Raw genomic sequence first — 17,049 nt, 5'->3', positions numbered from 1 at the left:
GAAGCGGTGCCCGCGAATCAGAGGCAGCTGCTCAGCCAGCGCGCCCAGTTGCCCCCGCCTACGCCGGCCCGTACCTCTTCAGGGAGCAGGTCCAGCAGCCGTGGCACGTCCGCATAGCGGTCAACTCCAGCCGGGCATTTCTGCTGCCCGTACCCCCCGTCCATATCGGTGCCCAGCACCACCCGGTCCCAGCCAATCAGCTCCGCGTAGTGCCGGGCATGGTCCGCGAGCACTTCCAGCGGGGCCCGCACGTCGCCAGGATTCCAGCCGGGCTGCAGAAAACTGCTGAGGTACACCAGCCCCACCACGCCGCCGGCCGCCGCCACCGCGCGGGCCATCTCGTCACTCAGGTGGCGGTTGCTCGCCGGCCTGCCGTCCGGCCGCGCCATTTTCGCCCGGGCATTCGAGTGTGACGCAATCAGGCGCGGGCCGATCTCCACCACGTCCCAGAACGCCGCGTCATCCAGATGAGAGGTATCGACAGTCAGGCCGAGATCACGCATCGCCGTGACCAGGGCCATTCCTGCCGCGGTCAGCGGACCCGGCGCCCCGGTGCCCCCGGCGTAGCGGGTGGCGCCCCACGCGGGACCAATGATCCTGACCCCGGCCTCCATCCAGAAGCTGAGGTCATGTTCGTCGCGGACAGGGTCGGCGCCCTCCATCAGCAGCACCACGCCCAGCGGCGCATCAGCCGCCATCAGATGCGCCGCCACCGCCTGGGCGTCCGCGAGCAGCGTAATGTGCCCCTGATCCTCCCAGCGGCGGTACTGGTCCAGCTGGGCCAGGGCCTGGCGCCGCGCGCCTGCGGCGTCCGTGTAGCCGTCCGGCGCCTCTGCGTTGCGGGGCATGGCAAAGAGCGTGCCCAGACACACGCGCGTTCCGGCCTGACGCAGTTCCGGAAACGACACAGTGGCCGTCTGTCCTTCCACCGGGTCGGCTGCGCGCAGCGTCTCGAGGGGAAGGGTCAGATCCCGGCCATTCAGGGCGTTCATGGCGAGGTCCAGGTGGCCGTCGATCAGCAGTCCGGGAGAGACCTGCATCAGACCAGCTCCAGGACGGCACGCAGGTCGTGGATGGCCTGGGGGTCCTGACCCCGCAGGTCGATCAGGGCCGCCTCCATCCCGAGCTGCCGGGCTGCTTCCACGTTCTCGATCCTGTCATCCACAAACAGCACCTCGTGGGGCGACACCCCCAGGGCCTCCAGCGCATGGGCGTAGGCACCAGCGTCCGGCTTATGGGCGCCGATGACGCAGGTGGCGAGTGCCACATCCACCAGGTCGTGTAGGTCCAGGGCCTGAAGCGTGCGGTCGATGCTGGGCAGGGTATTGCTCAACACCCCGATTCTCAGGCCACGCGTGCGCAGTTCTTCCAGCACTTCGCGTGCCCCGGCCACGGGCTTCATGTACCGCTCGTAGGGATAGGCTTCCATGAATTCGGTGGCAGCTGACCCGGGCAGGCCCAGCCGACCGGTGAGTTCCAGACCGTATGTCATCCAGAAGTCTGCTTCTTCCTCGTGGGTGCGCAGGTCCCACCAGCTCAGCGCCCGGGCCTGCCACTGGGCCGCCAGCGCTTCCCCGACCACCTGTGCGTCCAGCCCGAAGCGCCCGGCGGCCCAGACTGCCGCTTCGCGGTAGACCTGTGGATCGGTGTAGGCGATGGTGTCGTCACGGTCAAACAGCACCGCGCGCAGACGCGGGGAAGATGGGAAAGAAGCCATGCGCGACATACTACCGTCCGGCCCCTGTTTATAAAGCCGCCGTAATCTGCACTCTCTGCGCAACAGGATTGCTTCACTTCGGAAAATTCGTGAATGTCTAGCAATAAAATTGCCAGATTGGCCCCGGGCCCCTAGCATGGGTTCATGTTCGAGCCGCACCCCGAGCACATTCTCCTGACTCCTGGCCCCACACCAATTCACCCCCGCGCGCAGCAGGCCCTGATCCGCCCCATGCTGGGTCACATGGACCCTGAGGTCTTCGCCCTGAACAGCGAAATTCAGGCTGACCTCCGGGTGATGTACGGCACAGAGCCAGAGGCGTTTACCGCTCTGCTGGCCGGAACCGGCAGCCTCGGCATGGAGGCGGGTTTTGCCAATCTGGTCGAGGCGGGCGACGAGGTGCTGGTGTGCGCCAACGGCAGCTTCGGCAGCCGTATGGCCGAGATGGCCGCCCGTTATGGCGCCCACGTCCGGCTGGTGACGGCGCCTCTGGGGGAAGCGATCTGCCCGGAGGATGTGGCAGCGCAACTCGACGGCGTGAATATGGTGGCAGTAGTGCATGGGGAGACCAGCACCGGGGTGCTCAACCCTGTTCCGAAGATTGCCGAACTGGTGCGCGGCAGTGGCGCCCTGCTGACCGTCGATGCCGTGACCACGGCGGGGATGGAGCCGTTTCATATGGCCGAGTGGGGCGTGGATTACGCGTATACCGGCGCCCAGAAATGTCTGTCGGCGCCTCCAGGGCTGGCGCCCATCGCCGTCAGTGAACGTGCCTTTGCCCGCTTCGCGGCAAGGCGGACGAAAGCGCCGCTGTGGTACTGCGACCTCGAAGGCCTGCGCGACTACTGGGTAGACCACACCTACCACCACACTGTGCCGGTCAACCTGCACTTCGCCTTTCACGCAGCCCTGCGCGCCGCGCTGGAAGAAGGCCTGGTCCAGCGCCAGCGCCGGGTGGCCCAGCTGGGGCAGGCCATCACGCAGACGCTCTCACCGCTGGGTTTCAGCCATTACGTTCAGCGCCCGAAGGATCGCCTGCCCACCGTGCTGGCCCTGCGCCTCCCGGACGGCTTTGACGATGCGGGAATCCGGCAGGCCCTGCGCCGCCGCGAGATCAGCGTGACCGGCGGCCTGGGACCGACCGCTGGCGTGATCTGGCGTCTGGGGCTGATGGGTGAAAGTGCACACCCTGCTCCGTACCGCGCCCTGATGGTGGCCCTGGAGGACCTGCTGGGCGAACGTGGTCTCGCCGGACGCTTCGACGAGGCAGTCCACGGCGTGCTGGCTTAGGGCCCACCGCTGCGAGGGGGCGGACCACACGCCGCCCCCTCATTCCTGTTTAAAACTGCGTTGAGCTGTTCAGGCCATCCGGCCAGTTCGGATCACGTCGGCAATCACCGGCGGCAGGTTCCAGGCCATGATGTCAAACGCACTGGATGCAAAGTCGTAGGTGACCTTGTGCAGGGTGACCTTCGGCTTGCGGCCCACGCAATCCACGATGGCCACGTCCGCGCCGGGCTCATGGTTCAGTGACAGCCCCACGCTGCCGGGATCGACGAACGTGGTCTCGCCAACAACGCGCACAAACGGAACGTGGGTTCCCGCCACGACCACCACCCGCGCCCCCAGTTCCTCGGCCAGCGTTTCCAGGTCTCGCTCGCTGGACATCAGGTCCACCCGACGTTCGGGATCGTGCGGGCTGCCGTGAAAGTACCGTACCCGGCCCACCGGGGTCATCAGGCGGCCACCGGGGGGCAACCGACGCAGGAAGTCCATCTGATCCGGAGACAGCATGGTGCGTGACCAGGTCAGAACCTGCTCGGCCACACCGCGCCGGTCGGAACGCTCTCCGAGTTCCATCGCCACCCGCATGTCGCTGGAGCCCAGAGCCACCGACCAGCCCTCCCGACGGACAAAGTCGATGACCGGGCCTGGGCTGGCGCCGTAGCCGACCATATCGCCCACCACGATGACCTGATTGACCGGGTTCTCCGCGAGGAAGCGTTTGACCGACGTCAACGCGTGGATATTTCCATGAAGGTCGCTGATAAAGGCCAGACGCAAGGTGCCCACATCCTAAAGCAATTTGTCAGCTTTGGGGCGTTACCCCCCCAGAGAGACGACTATCATGCCCCAGATGCCTCGCCTGCCCGTCCCCCTGATCTGCGTGCTTCTGGGCGCCGTCCTGGCCCTGTGCAACCTGCCGCTGGAGTGGAGTTTCGTCACGCCGCTGCCGCTGGCAGTGCTGCTGTTGTATGTGGCTCAGCCCCTGGGCGCCCGGGCCATGGCCGTCAGGATGTGGTGGGCCGGAAGTGCCTACAGCGCCGTCCACCTGTGGTGGTTGACCGCGTTCCTGGGGAAATTGTTTGGCTTTCCCCCGGCCGGGGCTCTGGCTCTGGTGCTGTACGCCCTGGAAGGGGCCTTTCTGGCTGCCGTTGCGCTGCTGGCTGGCCGGCTGGTGCGTGGCGCCCTGGCGCGCGTGTGGGTACTGGCCGGGGTGTGGGTCGGTCTGGAATGGCTGCGCTTTCTCGGCCCACTGGCCTTTCCGTGGCCTTCACTGGGCTACACGCTGCTGCCGACCCCCATGATCCAGGTCGCCGACCTCGGTGGGGTCTTGCTGGGCAGTGTAATCGTGGCGGGCACCGCCGCTGCACTGGTGAGTTTCTGGCTGGACCGCCGCGTGCCGCTGCTGGCCATGAGTGCGGTCTGGGTTCTGGCGCTGGCCTACGGCGTGACACGCACCCCCGCTGAAGGTCCGGAAGGACGCGCCCTGTTGCAGCGCAACACCATCGACACCTTTGCCCGGGCCAGCAGGCGGCTCTCTCCGGAGGCGCAGTTTGCCGAGTATCTTCGTCTGTCGCGCTCCCGGCAGCCTGGAGAGGTGGTGATCTGGTCGGAAAGTGCCATCCAGAGCGAGGAAATGTTGCGCCAGGCGCCTCCGGGAGGTCTGTACGGCGCCTGGGCCTTCGAGGTTGACGAGCGGGCCAACCGGGTATTGAGCTGGGACGGGAAGAAGGTCCTGAGCAGCACGGACAAAGCCAGACCCGTGCCCTTCGGCGAGTACTACCCGCTGCGTCAGGAAGTGGCGCCGCTGTGGAACCTCATTGAGCAGCAGATTGGCTTCTACCTCGTCAGCGTGCCGGCCGCTCAGGCTCTCAGCGTTCTGACCCTGGGCGGCGTGCGTTACGGCGCCTATGTCTGCTACGACAGCGTGTTTCCCTGGGTGGCACGCCAGCTTTCCAACAAGGGCGCCCAGGTGCTGGTCAATGCCAGCAACGACGGCTGGTATGACGGCTGGGGCGTGCAGCAGCACTTCATGATGGGGCGCGTGCGGGCCATCGAGAACCGGCGCTGGGTGCTGCGCAGCGTCAATAAGGGCGTTGCGGCCGTCATCGACGATCTGGGTCGTCCTCGCCGGACACTCGATAGGGGAGAGGGTGTCATTCATGCCCGGTACCGGCTGCTGGAAGGCCAGACCACCTACCAGCGTTTTGGCGACCTGCCGGCCCTGGTGCTGGCCGGGCTGATGGTCCTTTTCGGTGTGCTGATCGAGCGGAGCGAACGCCGACGCATGCAGTGAGGCCTCAGCGAAAGTGCTCGACGATATCGTCCAGGTCGTCTTCGGGGACTTCCACGTACCGGCGGGTGGTGTCCACCTGCTCATGGCCAAGAAAACCAGCGACCCGGGTAAAGTCCTTGGTGGCCGCGTACAGCTGAGTGCCGGCATATTTGCGGCCAGCGTGGAAGCCGCGGAATTCGTGTTCCCGACCAGTCTTCAGCGCCAGCTTCTGCAGCCGGTCATAGGCGGTGGAATATGCCCGGAAAGCAAGCACCCTCCCGGAAGGTGTGGCACCGGTATCGTTCTGCAGGGCCTCAAGTGCCTCGCGGAGCATGCCGCTCATGGGCACGCGCCGGGCCTTGTCGCCCTTGCCGTGCGCCACCAGCAGCCGGCGGCGCGGCAGGTCCATATGGTTCCATTCCACCGCCAGAGCTTCCGCGATCCGCAGGCCCGCATGGGCCATCAGCAGCAGCAGTACCCGTTCCTGAATGTCGGCGTGCTCCAGCATGGCCTGCACGAATTCGGCCCGGTAGGGCGGATTTTTGACAATGCCCCGCGTGCGGTCCTTGGGCCGTTTCACATCGGCAAACGGGTCCGCGTCCGTGGCGCCTGCCCATCTCAGGGCCCGGTACAGCGCCGCCGCCGCCGCCACTCTGGCCATCACCGTGGCGGGTTTCAGGCCGGAACTGCTCAGGGCGGCCACGTACAGCCCCGGGTCGCGCCGGCCCGGGTGCAACAGATTCCAGGCGTGCTCACGGGCGTGCGTCAGCAGCACCTCTATACCTTTGCGGTAGGCGCGGAGCGTATGCGGGCTCAGGGCAACGCCGCCGCTGGTGTCGGTAGTCAGGTACGCCAGGGTCAGCGGCCACAACTCGGTAAAGTCCTTGTCACGGGCGGCCGTCACCGCCCGGACCTTCAGCACTTCATCGCTCAGGCCGCTGAAGGTCCGGGCCTGACCCAGCCGGTCGGCGGTAAAAGGAACCAGATCGGTTGACATGTGCTCCGATGATAACATGCATTATCAACGGAACGGACAGAGAGCCACAGAAGAGAATCCTGGCTCAAGCTTTACCTGCCTGTATTTGACCCCCCTGTACCCCTCGAAACTTTTTGGAGGCCCCTTCCTGGGCCTCCTGTGAGCTCGGCGAAAAAACATTATCGGCAACGACCATTGCTCAGGTGTCGAGCTCGGTCCGCCGCACCGGGGTCAGGAACTGCACCGCGCCAGGCATGATCCGCGCGACGAACGGCGTGGTTTCCACGTGAAGCTCACCATCAAACTGCAGCGGAAACGGTTCGTCGGCGTCCACCTGAACCTGCCGGGCTTCAAAGGTTTCCAGGTTGCCACTGAACATGGGATCGCCCAGATTAAATTTGGCGCGCACCGAGTCGATGATGTTGGGCACCAGCCGGAAAATGTTCCCGGCCTTGAGCAGGATCACCGTGAAGCGTCCGTCGGACGGACTGATGTCACTGGTGATCGGCAGCCGGTAATTGGCCATGCCAAGGTTCGCCACCATCACGCCGATGCCTTCGAACGAGCGCGGCTCGCCGTCCACGATCAGTTTGAAAGTTGTCTTCTTCGGGTTGAGCTGTTTCATGGCGCTCAGCACGTAGGCCATTTCCCCGTATTTTTCCTTGAGTTCCTCACTGTCGCGGATCATGGCGGCGTCTGCGCCGGCTCCAGCCAGCATGGCAAACCCACGGCTTTCGCCCTTGACCTCGATTTCACCCAGGTCCAGCCGCACCGCGTGGCCGTCCCGCATGACCTGCACAAGTTCTTCCGGGGTTTTGGGCAGGTCCAGGTTCTGGGCAATCAGGTTGGCGGTGCCTGCGGGGTATGCCAGCAAAGGAATGTTCTTATACCGGGTAGCGTAGGCTAGGCTGCTCACGGTTCCGTCTCCGCCGGCAGCCACCACGGCGTCGTAGGTTTCGACGTCCTGAACATAATCGGTCATCTTGCTGTCGGGTACCAGTTCACGCTCGGTCACGTCGGCACCGGCAGTCCGCAACAGGTCCAGGAACAGCGGTAGCGGGCTGTCGCCCTGACCACTGCGGGGGTTGTGGATGACGAGGATGCGCCGGCCGGTCAGGGGATCGGTCTCAGTGACGGACGTATCCGGCATTTCAGGTGTTTCGCTGGGGGGTGGTGTTTGACCGGTCATCGCACGGGTCATTAGACTGCGTTCACGGAGGCTGTTGCTATGCGTCATTTCTTTGTTGCTTCTTTACTGTGTGCTGGTGTTCTTGCGTCCTGCTCCCCGACCGCTCAGGTGTCCCGGCAGGTGACGGTGACCCCCATGCTGATCAAGCTGTCTGAACCTGCTGCCCGCGGCGGAACCCTGACCATCCAGGGCCGTTACCTGGGGGGGCCGGCAACCAGCCGCGTCCGCCTGGGGGCCAATGAGCGTGGCGAGGGCGGCTTCGTATTCCCCGCTGCAGCGGTCCGTTCCTGGTCCGATACCGAGATCGTGCTGACCATTCCCGCTGACGCGCCGGTGGGCGGCTCCTGGCTGTTCGTCGAGGTTGGAGGCCGGCAGTCCACCGGGCTGCCCTACAGCGTCCGCCAGTAAGTCTTTCCGTACTACAAGGGTCGCCTCCCGAGATTGGGGGCGGCCCGCTTCCCTGTCCGGATTCTGCGGCGCCGTGGGCAGGATATGGCAGCGGGCGCTACACTTCCTCTGTTATGGCGATCAAGCGTCCCAAGGGGACCCAGGACCACCTGCCGGACGGCAGCCCGAAACTCAGTCTGGACACCCGCGCGGCGGCCTTCACATTTGTCCGTGAAACGGCCCGGCACGTGCTGGAACGTGCCGGCGCCCAGTTCACCGACACGCCGCTGTTCGAGGAGGCCGAGCTGGTGCAGCGGGGCGTCGGCGGCAGCACCGACATCGTGCGCAAGGAGATGTTCACGGTGTACTACTTCGGAGACCACGGGGGTTACATTCTCCGGCCCGAGGGCACGGCGGGCCTAGTGCGCTCCTATCTGGAAAACGGGCTCAAGCAGCTCCCGGCTCCCCTGAAGCTCTGGACGCATGGCCCCATGTTCCGCGCGGAGCGGCAGCAGCGGGGCCGGTTAAGGCAGTTTCATCAGGTGGACTATGAGGTGCTTGGCGACGCAGGCCCGCTGGTGGACGCCGAGGCTATTGCGCTGATGGCTGAGGTGGTGCAGGCGCTGGGCGTCACCAAGGTCAGAATCAAGCTGGGCAGTATCGGTGACCCTGAAGACCGCGAGGCCTACAACACCTACCTGCGCGAGCTCTTCACTCCACACCTGGAGGCGCTCTCCGACGACAGCAAGGACCGCCTGAACCGCAACCCCATGCGGATCCTGGACAGCAAGAGCGAAGGCGACCAGGCACTGATCGCCCAGCTCGGCGTGCGGCCCATGCTGGACTTCCTGGGCGAGGGCGCGCGGGCGCACTTCGAACAGGTGCAGGCCTACCTGGACGCCTGGGACGTGAGCTACGACGTGGACCCCAGCATCGTGCGGGGCCTGGACTACTACCGGCGCACCGCGTGGGAACTGCATCACGAGGGCGTAGGCGCAAAATCCGCGCTGGGCGGAGGCGGGCGTTACGACGGTCTGGCACAGGAGCTGGGCAGCAAGGAAGCAGTTCCGGGTATCGGCTGGGCTTTCGGCATCGAGCGTCTGCTGCTGGCCATGGACGCTGAAGGCGTGGCGCTGCCCGAGACCTCAGGGCCTTTGCTGTACGTCGCAGCACTGGACGAGGAGAACGTCGCCTACGCGGCCACGGTTGCCCTGACCACCCGCCGTACGGTACGTGCTGAATTCGCCTACCGCGCCATGAAACCCGCTGCCGCCTTCCGGGACGCCGAACGGCGGGGGGCGCGCTTCATTGCCCTGATCGGGTCCGATGAAGTCGCGCAGGACACCCTGAGCATCAAGAACCTCCAGACCGGCCAGCAGTCCAGGGTCCATACCCGTGACCTGCAGGCTTTTCTCAAAGGGCAGGCGGACCAGACGTCACCTGTCCTCAGCACCACGCAGGAGACGGCATGAAACGCACCGCCCTTATCGGACAGCTCGGCACCTCCCACCTTGACCAGACCGTGACCTTGCAGGGATGGGTCAACCGTCGCCGCGACCTGGGCGGCCTGATCTTTCTGGAACTGCGTGACCGCAGCGGAGTGGTGCAGGTGCAGGTCGAGCCGGACTCTCCGGCTTTTGCTCAGGCCGACCAGCTGCGCGCCGAGTACGTGACCGAGGTCGAGGGGCGCTACCGGGCACGCCCGGAGAACCAGCGCAAGGGGGGCGCGGCGGACTACGAGGTCATCGCCTCGCAGGTAAAGGTACTAAACACGGCCAAGACGCCTCCCTTTGAGCTCGATAAGGGCGAAAGCGTGGCAGAGGACATCCGCCTCAAATACCGCTACCTTGACCTGCGACGGCCTGAGATGCAGCGGCATCTGCTGCTGCGCTCCCGGGCCATGGCGGCCATCACGGCGTTCCTGGACTCCAACTGCTTTGTGCAGGTCGAAACCCCGATGTTGACCAAGTCCACACCGGAGGGTGCACGCGACTTCCTGGTGCCCAGCCGCCTGAACCCCGGCGAGTTCTACGCCCTGCCTCAGTCGCCGCAGCTGTTCAAGCAACTGCTGATGATCGCCGGTTATGACCGCTATTACCAGTTTGCCCGCTGCTTCCGCGATGAGGATCTGCGTGCCGACCGTCAGCCGGACTTCACCCAGCTCGACATGGAAATGAGCTTTGTCGAGCAGGACGACGTGCTGGAGATTCAGGAAGAGCTGATGGCCCATGTGTTCAAGTCCACGCTGGACGTCGATCTCCCCCGTCCGTTTCCGCGTCTCAGTTACTTTGAGGCGATGGACAGCTACGGTTCGGACAAACCCGACCTCCGGTTCGAATCGGCTTTCACGGACGTGACGGACCTGTTTCAGGGAGGCGAATTCAAGGCCTTTGCGGCAGCCGGGTGTGTCAAGGTCCTCGCGGCTCCTGAACTGACCCGCAAGCAGATCGACGAACTGGAACGGGTCGCCAGGCAAAACGGGGCCGGCGGTCTTGCCTGGCTCAAGCGCGACGGCGACGGCTTTACTGGCGGAATCAGCAAATTTGTCGGCAGCGTGGCGGCTGAGCTGATCGGGCGCAGCGGGGTGCACAACGGCGGAACCCTGCTGTTTGCCGCCGGCGAATGGAAAAAGGCCGTAACGGCTCTGGGTGCTGTGCGCCTGGCACTGCGGGACCTGTTTGACCTAGCCGGCACTGGCCCACGCTTTCACGTTTCGTGGGTGACCGACTTTCCACAGCTCGAATTCGACGAGGACAGCGGAAGCTGGACCTACATGCACCACCCCTTTACCGCTCCGCACCCGGAGGACGCCGCCTTGTTCGGGACCCCGCGCCAAGGCGAGATCCGGGCACAGGCCTATGATCTGGTTCTCAATGGTTTCGAAGTCGGTGGTGGAAGCGTCCGGATTCACGATCCTGCCATTCAGACCAAGATGTTCGAAGCTATCGGCTTTACCGAGGCGCAGGCCCGCGAGAAGTTCGGGTTCTTTATGGACGCCCTGGAGTACGGAACGCCTCCACATGGCGGAATTGCCTGGGGCTTTGACCGCCTGATTATGGTCATGAGCGGCGCGAGCAGCATCCGCGAAGTGATTGCATTTCCCAAGAACAACCGTGGCACCGACCTCATGGCTGAGGCGCCTTCAACAGTTGATGATACTCAACTGGCTGAGCTTGGGGTGGGCGTGCTCTCCCCTGCTGGATCATAAGGAAGGGAGGGGCATAACCCTCTCCTTGTACATTGCGCAAGTGAAAGTATTCACGATACATGCGGATTGTGAAATTTCGGTTCCCGGAGGACTATGTGGCCACCCTATCGTAGGAAAACATTGGCATAACTGACGTTTTACTCGCGTCCAGAGCAATCATCTTCTTGTTCAACTCCTGAATGTGCCTCGGCCCGTCGTGTACCCGTCACAGCCGTGCCAGGCTTGGGACTTCCCAGATCACAGCAGCCGAAGGCCTGAGCGTCCGTAATCGCACCCGTACGCGAAAAGGCCTGTCGTGGAAGGTTCTACCAAGGACAAAGGCTCCAGCTGCAACCCGTTCGTAGGCCGGCTTCCCGTCATTTGCAGCCCTCTCCCCTATGCTGTCCGGAATGCACTTTGATGACCTCCCCGTGCTGCCCACCACACCTGGCGTGTACATCTTCCGCAAAGGAGGGACGCCGATCTATATCGGGAAGGCCAACAACCTGCGCTCACGGGTCGGTCAGCACTTCAAGGCCGGCGGCAAGAGCGGCAAGTTCACAAAACTGGCCGACTCGCTGGAGTTCATCACCGCCCGAAACGAAGTCGAGGCTCTGGTCCTGGAAGCCAACCTCATCAAGCAGCATCGGCCGCATTACAACGTCACGCTGAAGGACGACAAGCACTACCCGTTTCTGAAACTCACCAGCGAAACCTATCCGATGCTGGTGGTGACCAGGCGTGTTCTCAAGGATGGCGGCAGCTACTACGGCCCCTACCCGGATTCTTCGGCAGTGCGGCGCGTCAAGCACCTGATTGACACCATGTTCCCGCTACGCAAGAACTCCGGGCTGCCTCTGCAGAAAAAAGCCCGGCCTTGCCTGAACTACCACATGGGCCGCTGCCTGGGACCCTGTATCGACGCCCCCGCAGTGGACGACTATCGCCGGGTGGTCGAAGACGTCAAGAGCCTGCTGGAAGGCCGGGCGGCACCGGTGATTGCCAGGCTCAGGGAGGACATGAAGGCGGCGGCACTGGCCCAGGATTTCGAACAGGCGGGGCGGTTGCGTGACCGCGTGCAAGCCGTAGAGAAGCTGTTTGGGACCGAGCAGCACGCCTTTGTGAGTGACGAGACGGACCTTGATTTTCTGGGAGCGGCGCAAGCCGGCGAATACGCCATGGTTCAGCTGTTCCGGATGCGGGGCGGGCGGGTCGTGGGGCGCGACAAGCGCTTTCTGACCGGCACTGAGGACAGCCCGCTGGGCGAAATCGTCGAGGCCTTCGTACAGGACTACTACACGCAGGCCACGCATGTTCCACCACTGATCCTGCTGCCGGCCGATTTCGACGATGCACCGATCTGGAGCGCCTTTCTCTCGGAGAAGGCCGGACGCAGGATCGAGATGCGCACCCCCAAGCGCGGTGACAAGGTGGATCTGGTGGAAATGGCGCAGCGCAACGCCAGCACCGGGCTGGAATCCGAACTGGCACTGCTGGAACGTCGCGGTGACCACCCCGGCCTCGACGCCCTGCGTGAGGCTCTGGCACTGCCTGATCGTCCCTGGCGGATCGAGGGGTACGACAACAGCAACCTGTTCGGCACCAACATCGTGTCGGGGATGGTGGTCTTTGAAGGCGGGCGGGCACGACGCGGCGAGCACCGGCGCTTCAAGGTGCGGGGCCTGGACCATCCGGACGACTACACCAGCATGAAACAGACCATCAGCCGGCGTTTTACCGGAAGTCTGGCAGACAAGCTGCCCCTGCCAGACCTGATTCTGATCGACGGCGGCCGCGGGCAGGTAAACGCCGCTCTGGACGCCCTGCGTGAGGCTGGACTTCAGGTGCCGGTGGTGGGGCTGGCCAAGCGCGAGGAACGTCTGATCCTGCCGGGGCGTTACGGCGCGCAGTGGTGGCTGGAAACCGGGACCGAAATTGGGGTTGACCGGGAACTGCTGCTGCCCCAGACCCATCCGGCGCTGCGCATGCTGATCGGCGTGCGTGATGAGGTGCACAACTACGCGGTGACCTACCACCGCAAACTGCGTGGTCAGGACATGCTCCGGAGTGTGTTCGACGACCTGCCGGGAATCGGACAGAAACGCAAGGACGCCCTGCTGGAGCACTTCACCAGCCTGGAGGACCTGGCGGCTGCGCCGGTCGAGCAGATTGCGGCGGTCCCGGGCATGACCACACGCGCGGCGCAGAGCGTTAAGACCTTTCTGGCGCAGCGGGCCGCCAACCAGACGCCCATTACCCGCTGAGGAGCCCACGTGGAGCCGCCCACTTCATTCGAAGTGGGCGGCGAATGGAAGTGACCTGAAGCGTCATGCGAGGCGCAGGCGGCCGAGGAGGGCGGGGATCCGGCTCTTCCGGCGTTTGGCGGGTCGGGCTTCCTGAATAAGGCGAAGCTGGTCGGCTTCCTGGCGAAGGGCCTGGGCCCGTTGCTGGGCAAGTTCAATATAGGGTTGCATGATCTGTGTCCTGTCGCGCCGCTGCCCCACTGGCACCCTTGGCCGGCCCGAAGTGCCCTTATGGTGCCTTCTGGCCCCCTTCCGGCACATGCGCCAGCCGCGCAGTGGAAGCTCAGCACACTGGCTTACAGAGTGGACAGGCGAGGTCTGCTAAAGATTCCCGCAAGTCTTTCCAGGAGGAGTCTGGCGTGTAATGGCGGTGATGTCAGCTCGGGTGCGCCTGGAACTGCTGCCCTTCCTCAAGCGCCACTGGAAGGCGTTGGCCCTGCTGCTGCTGGGCGTCCTGACGCCGCTGGTTCTGATCGCCAACCTGATTGAGGATGTGTTCCGAAACGGGGGCTTCGCCTGGGACCAGGCGATACTGGACTGGTATCGGGAACGCCGCACTCCGGAAGTCACCGCCACCGCGCAGGCACTTGGTACGGTGGCCGGGGTTCCGTCTCTGCCCATCATCACACTGCTGGCGGCGTGGCTGCTGGCCCTGCAGCACCGCCGGCCCCACGGCTGGTTCCTGGTGCTGAGCGTGATAGGCGCAACCCTGCTTAACCTGCTGGCCAAAGCGGTGTTTTCGCGGCCCCGCCCGGACCTCCTCGGGGCCGTGCTGCAGGAACCGGGATTCAGCTTTCCCAGCGGGCACAGCATGTCCAACGCTGCCTTCAGCCTGGCCATCACCCTGATTTTCTGGCGCACCCGCGTCCGCTGGCCCGTGGCGCTGACGGCTCTGGTCTGGGCGGTGTGTATCGGATCAAGCCGCAACTACCTGGGGGTCCACTATCCCACCGACGTCCTGGTGGGCTTTCTGGCCAGCACGGCGTGGGTCTGCGGGCTGTACGTGCTGATGCGGCCCCGCTGGCCGTCCCTGACTGTCAAGGAGTCGCAGCGGGCGGACGCCCCCCGGCTGTGACCGGGGGCGCCCATGGAAGAACAGCAGCCTAGTGAACCGCGGCGGGCTGTTCGCCCAGGCGGAAAGCCTGGTGCACGGCGCGGGTCGCCTCTTCGACCTGGGCTCCGTCCAGGGCCACGCTGATGTTCAGCTCGCTGCTGCCCTGCGAGATCATCAGGATATTGACCTCGGACTGGGCCAGGGCGCTGAACAGGCCCGCGGCCACGCCGCGCTGGCCACGCATGCCGCTGCCCACGATGGCCAGCACCGCCACCCCCGACTGTTCCTCCACCAGCAGCTCGGCGGTCACCGCACCGCGCAGGGCACCCAGGGTGCGCTCCGCGTCGCTGCTCTGCACCGCCAGCGAGACGTTGCTCATGGAACTGCTCTGAGAGACCATCAGCAGGGTGATGTTCTCACGTGCAATCGCCGCGAACAGGCTGGCCACAACGTCCGGTACCCCCAGGGCACCAGCGCCGCTGACGTTGATGATGCTGACATTGCGGATGGCCGTCACCGCCTTGACCGGGTGTCGGCCGTCGTCCAGGGCGTCGGCCTGCACCAGGGTGCCCGGGAAATCAGGATCGGCAGCGCTCTTGACCCGCAGCGGGATTCCACTCTCCTGCAGCGGGGTGACGGCCAGAGGATGCAGCACCTTGGCGCCGAAGTACGCCAGTTCCATCACTTCGCCGTAGCTCAGGACCTCGATGTTGCGCGCGTCCTGCACCACGCGGGGGTCAGCACTCATGACGCCGTCCACGTCCTTCCAGGCCCAGACCTCGTCCGCCCCCAGGGCCTTGCCGATGATGGTGGCACTGAAGTCGGTGCCGCCTCGCCCCAGGGTGGTGATCGCACCCTTGTCGGTCTCACCCATGAAGCCCGCGACCACCGGAGTGACGCCGGCACTCAGCACGCCGCTGAGGCGGTCCTTGACGCGCTCATAGGTGCCGGCCAGTGGCTTGGCGTTGCCGAAGTGGGTATCGGTCAGGATACCTGCCTCGCCACCGGTCAGGTGATGGGCCCGCAGGCCGGAGTGCTCCAGGGCCAGGGCCATCAGCGGCGCGGACAGGCGCTCACCGAAGGCCACGATCAGGTCGCGTGAGCGAAGGGTCAGTTCACGCAGCAGGTACACGCCGTAGACCGCCTGACGCAGGGTCTCGTGCATCTCGCGGATCTCGCGGACGGTGGCACTGTCAGGCGAGGCGCCGAGTTCCTGGGCGGCCGTGAAGTGCCGGGTGCGCATGGCCGCGATTTCATCGTTGGCAGCCGCGATGTCCCCGGCCTGCGCGGCGTCTGCCAGCTTGAGCAGACCGTTGGTGACGCCGGCCATGGCCGAGACGACCACCACCACCCGGATGCCCTCGTGGACACTGCGCCTGGCCAGGGAGGCGCTGTGCCGGATCGCGCTGGCGTCTTGCATGTTCGTCCCGCCGAATTTCATCACCAGAAGCGAGTAAGCCATGAGCCGCAGTATGCCCCGGGCTGCCCGGCCGCCGGAGGCAGGCGTCTGAGCAACGGCTCAGGAGCGGAATCATGCACCTGGTTCACAATTCCCTTGGTGTCCAGAACACACCAATTGCACACTTGCGAGAGGCGTTACACTGCGATATGCGAGGTGATCTTCTCCGGCAAGCGGAGGGGCCCTCAAGACTGGAGGCACAGCATGAAGGTAGGCATTAACGGCTTTGGCCGCATTGGTCGTCTGGTGTTCCGCATTCTTGAAGCGCGTGGTGTGGAGGTCGTCGCCATCAACGACCTGACAGACAACCGTACCCTCGCCACGCTCCTGAAATATGACAGCACCGCCGGACGCTTTAACGGCACCGTCGAGTTCGACGAAGCCAGCCTGACCGTCAACGGCAAGAAGATCCAGGCACTGGCCGAGCGCGATCCCGCCAACATCAAGTGGGGCGAGCTGGGCGCCGAGATCGTGATCGAGTCGACCGGCATCTTTACCGACCGCGAGGGCGCCAGCAAGCACCTTGCCGGCGGCGCCAAGAAGGTCCTGATCACCGCCCCCGCCAAGAACGAGGACTTCAGCGTGGTGCTGGGCGTCAACGAGCAGGACTACGATCCCAAGAATCACAACATCATCAGCAACGCCAGCTGCACCACCAACAGCCTGGGCGCACCGATGAAACTGCTGGATGAGGCTTTTGGAATCGAGAAAGCCATCATGACCACCGTCCACAGCTACACCAACGACCAGCGCGTGCTGGATCTGCCCCACAGCGACCTGCGCCGCGCGCGTGCAGCTGCTGTGAACATCATCCCCACCAGCACCGGTGCGGCCAAGGCCGTGTCCCAGGTGTACCCCGCGCTGAAGGGCAAGTTCGACGGCACCAGCCTGCGCGTGCCCACGCCCACCGGAAGCATCAGCGACGTGGTGGTGATCCTGGGCCGTGAAGTGACGGTCGCCGAGGTCAACGCCGTGTTCCGTCAGGCCGCCGAAGGCAGCCACAAGGGCATCATTTCCTACACCGAAGATCCCATCGTGCTGAGCGACATCGTGGGCGATCCCCACAGCGCCATCATCGACGGCGGGCTCACGATGGCCATGGGCAACCTGGTGAAGTTCTTCAGCTGGTACGACAACGAGTGGGGCTACAGCAACCGCATTGCCGACCTCGTGCAGCTCGTTCAGCAAAAAGGCAGCTAAGGCAGGCCACGCCGGGGG

15 protein-coding genes are annotated in these 17,049 nt (G+C 64.7%); 8 read left to right on the top strand and 7 right to left on the bottom strand.

Annotated elements, in window-relative coordinates; translation table 11 throughout:
• Positions 1-17: 17 nt before the first annotated feature.
• Positions 18-1,040: a dipeptidase gene (locus tag IEY49_RS05930; RefSeq protein WP_189005486.1), complete on the bottom strand. Its 1,023-nt coding sequence runs from the start codon at positions 1,038-1,040 to the stop codon at positions 18-20.
• Positions 1,040-1,726 (bottom strand): HAD family hydrolase, encoded by a 687-nt coding sequence (locus IEY49_RS05925; protein ID WP_189005484.1) that lies wholly within the window; start codon positions 1,724-1,726, stop codon positions 1,040-1,042. The genes IEY49_RS05930 and IEY49_RS05925 overlap by 1 nt, the downstream gene beginning before the upstream one ends.
• Positions 1,727-1,861: 135 nt before the next feature.
• Between IEY49_RS05925 and IEY49_RS05920 the strand changes: the two genes are divergently transcribed.
• On the top strand, positions 1,862-3,007 hold the full coding sequence (locus tag IEY49_RS05920; protein WP_189005482.1) for an alanine--glyoxylate aminotransferase family protein: 1,146 nt from the start codon (positions 1,862-1,864) through the stop codon (positions 3,005-3,007).
• A gap of 69 nt (positions 3,008-3,076) precedes the next feature.
• Here IEY49_RS05920 and IEY49_RS05915 read toward each other — a convergent pair whose 3' ends face one another.
• The gene (locus IEY49_RS05915; RefSeq protein WP_189005481.1) at positions 3,077-3,781 is read right to left on the bottom strand and encodes a metallophosphoesterase family protein; all 705 of its coding nucleotides are present in this window, start codon (positions 3,779-3,781) and stop codon (positions 3,077-3,079) included.
• Between the two features lie 73 nt (positions 3,782-3,854).
• Here IEY49_RS05915 and lnt point away from each other — a divergent pair, with 73 nt between their 5' ends.
• Entirely contained in the window at positions 3,855-5,297 is a 1,443-nt protein-coding gene (gene lnt, locus IEY49_RS05910) for an apolipoprotein N-acyltransferase (protein ID WP_189005480.1), read from the top strand.
• Between the two features lie 4 nt (positions 5,298-5,301).
• On the opposite strand, the gene IEY49_RS05905 is transcribed toward lnt, so the two are convergent.
• Both IEY49_RS05905 and IEY49_RS05900 read right to left on the bottom strand, forming a co-directional pair.
• On the bottom strand, positions 5,302-6,273 hold the full coding sequence (locus tag IEY49_RS05905) for a tyrosine-type recombinase/integrase (protein WP_189005479.1): 972 nt from the start codon (positions 6,271-6,273) through the stop codon (positions 5,302-5,304).
• A gap of 178 nt (positions 6,274-6,451) precedes the next feature.
• Positions 6,452-7,441, bottom strand: a complete 990-nt coding sequence (locus IEY49_RS05900) for a diacylglycerol/lipid kinase family protein (protein ID WP_373291860.1) — start codon at positions 7,439-7,441, stop codon at positions 6,452-6,454.
• A 120-nt stretch (positions 7,442-7,561) separates the two neighbouring features.
• Between IEY49_RS05900 and IEY49_RS05895 the strand changes: the two genes are divergently transcribed.
• The 4 genes from IEY49_RS05895 (at position 7,562) to uvrC (ending at position 13,279) form a co-directional block, all read left to right on the top strand.
• Positions 7,562-7,849 carry an IPT/TIG domain-containing protein gene (locus IEY49_RS05895; protein WP_308424643.1) on the top strand — a complete coding sequence of 96 codons (288 nt, stop codon included), beginning with the start codon at positions 7,562-7,564 and terminating at the stop codon, positions 7,847-7,849.
• Between the two features lie 113 nt (positions 7,850-7,962).
• Positions 7,963-9,300 carry a histidine--tRNA ligase gene (hisS, locus tag IEY49_RS05890; RefSeq protein ID WP_189005476.1) on the top strand — a complete coding sequence of 446 codons (1,338 nt, stop codon included), beginning with the start codon at positions 7,963-7,965 and terminating at the stop codon, positions 9,298-9,300.
• Positions 9,297-11,036, top strand: coding sequence for an aspartate--tRNA ligase (aspS, locus tag IEY49_RS05885; protein ID WP_189005475.1), 1,740 nt, complete (start codon positions 9,297-9,299; stop codon positions 11,034-11,036). The genes hisS and aspS overlap by 4 nt, the downstream gene beginning before the upstream one ends.
• 389 nt (positions 11,037-11,425) lie before the next feature.
• Positions 11,426-13,279, top strand: coding sequence for an excinuclease ABC subunit UvrC (gene uvrC, locus IEY49_RS05880; RefSeq protein WP_189005473.1), 1,854 nt, complete (start codon positions 11,426-11,428; stop codon positions 13,277-13,279).
• A 63-nt stretch (positions 13,280-13,342) separates the two neighbouring features.
• On the opposite strand, the gene IEY49_RS05875 is transcribed toward uvrC, so the two are convergent.
• On the bottom strand, positions 13,343-13,489 hold the full coding sequence (locus IEY49_RS05875; RefSeq protein ID WP_189005471.1) for a hypothetical protein: 147 nt from the start codon (positions 13,487-13,489) through the stop codon (positions 13,343-13,345).
• Between the two features lie 193 nt (positions 13,490-13,682).
• Between IEY49_RS05875 and IEY49_RS05870 the strand changes: the two genes are divergently transcribed.
• Positions 13,683-14,393, top strand: a complete 711-nt coding sequence (locus tag IEY49_RS05870) for a phosphatase PAP2 family protein (RefSeq protein WP_189005469.1) — start codon at positions 13,683-13,685, stop codon at positions 14,391-14,393.
• Between the two features lie 28 nt (positions 14,394-14,421).
• On the opposite strand, the gene IEY49_RS05865 is transcribed toward IEY49_RS05870, so the two are convergent.
• Complete coding sequence (locus tag IEY49_RS05865) at positions 14,422-15,834, bottom strand: aspartate kinase (protein WP_189005467.1); 1,413 nt, start codon at positions 15,832-15,834, stop codon at positions 14,422-14,424.
• A gap of 201 nt (positions 15,835-16,035) precedes the next feature.
• On the opposite strand from IEY49_RS05865, the gene gap reads away from it, so the two are divergent.
• A complete protein-coding gene (gene gap, locus IEY49_RS05860; RefSeq protein ID WP_189005465.1) occupies positions 16,036-17,031 on the top strand; it encodes a type I glyceraldehyde-3-phosphate dehydrogenase in 996 nt (331 codons plus the stop codon).
• The last annotated feature ends 18 nt before the right edge of the window (positions 17,032-17,049 follow it).

The organism is Deinococcus malanensis (assembly GCF_014647655.1).
In the GTDB taxonomy this organism is placed as follows: domain Bacteria; phylum Deinococcota; class Deinococci; order Deinococcales; family Deinococcaceae; genus Deinococcus; species Deinococcus malanensis.
Note: the sequence above shows the minus strand (reverse complement) of the source record. Positions and strands in the feature narration are given on the sequence as shown.

Excerpts from the sequence above, each read along its gene's own strand:
- IEY49_RS05930 (WP_189005486.1), bottom strand. The coding sequence starts at position 1,040 with ATGCAGGTCTCTCCCGGACTGCTGATCGACGGCCACCTGGACCTCGCC.
- IEY49_RS05925 (WP_189005484.1), bottom strand. The coding sequence starts at position 1,726 with ATGTCGCGCATGGCTTCTTTCCCATCTTCCCCGCGTCTGCGCGCGGTG.
- IEY49_RS05920 (WP_189005482.1), top strand. The coding sequence starts at position 1,862 with ATGTTCGAGCCGCACCCCGAGCACATTCTCCTGACTCCTGGCCCCACA.
- lnt (WP_189005480.1), top strand. The coding sequence starts at position 3,855 with ATGCCTCGCCTGCCCGTCCCCCTGATCTGCGTGCTTCTGGGCGCCGTC.
- IEY49_RS05905 (WP_189005479.1), bottom strand. The coding sequence starts at position 6,273 with ATGTCAACCGATCTGGTTCCTTTTACCGCCGACCGGCTGGGTCAGGCC.
- IEY49_RS05900 (WP_373291860.1), bottom strand. The coding sequence starts at position 7,441 with ATGACCGGTCAAACACCACCCCCCAGCGAAACACCTGAAATGCCGGAT.
- hisS (WP_189005476.1), top strand. The coding sequence starts at position 7,963 with ATGGCGATCAAGCGTCCCAAGGGGACCCAGGACCACCTGCCGGACGGC.
- aspS (WP_189005475.1), top strand. The coding sequence starts at position 9,297 with ATGAAACGCACCGCCCTTATCGGACAGCTCGGCACCTCCCACCTTGAC.
- uvrC (WP_189005473.1), top strand. The coding sequence starts at position 11,426 with ATGCACTTTGATGACCTCCCCGTGCTGCCCACCACACCTGGCGTGTAC.
- IEY49_RS05875 (WP_189005471.1), bottom strand. The coding sequence starts at position 13,489 with ATGCAACCCTATATTGAACTTGCCCAGCAACGGGCCCAGGCCCTTCGC.
- IEY49_RS05870 (WP_189005469.1), top strand. The coding sequence starts at position 13,683 with ATGGCGGTGATGTCAGCTCGGGTGCGCCTGGAACTGCTGCCCTTCCTC.
- IEY49_RS05865 (WP_189005467.1), bottom strand. The coding sequence starts at position 15,834 with ATGGCTTACTCGCTTCTGGTGATGAAATTCGGCGGGACGAACATGCAA.
- gap (WP_189005465.1), top strand. The coding sequence starts at position 16,036 with ATGAAGGTAGGCATTAACGGCTTTGGCCGCATTGGTCGTCTGGTGTTC.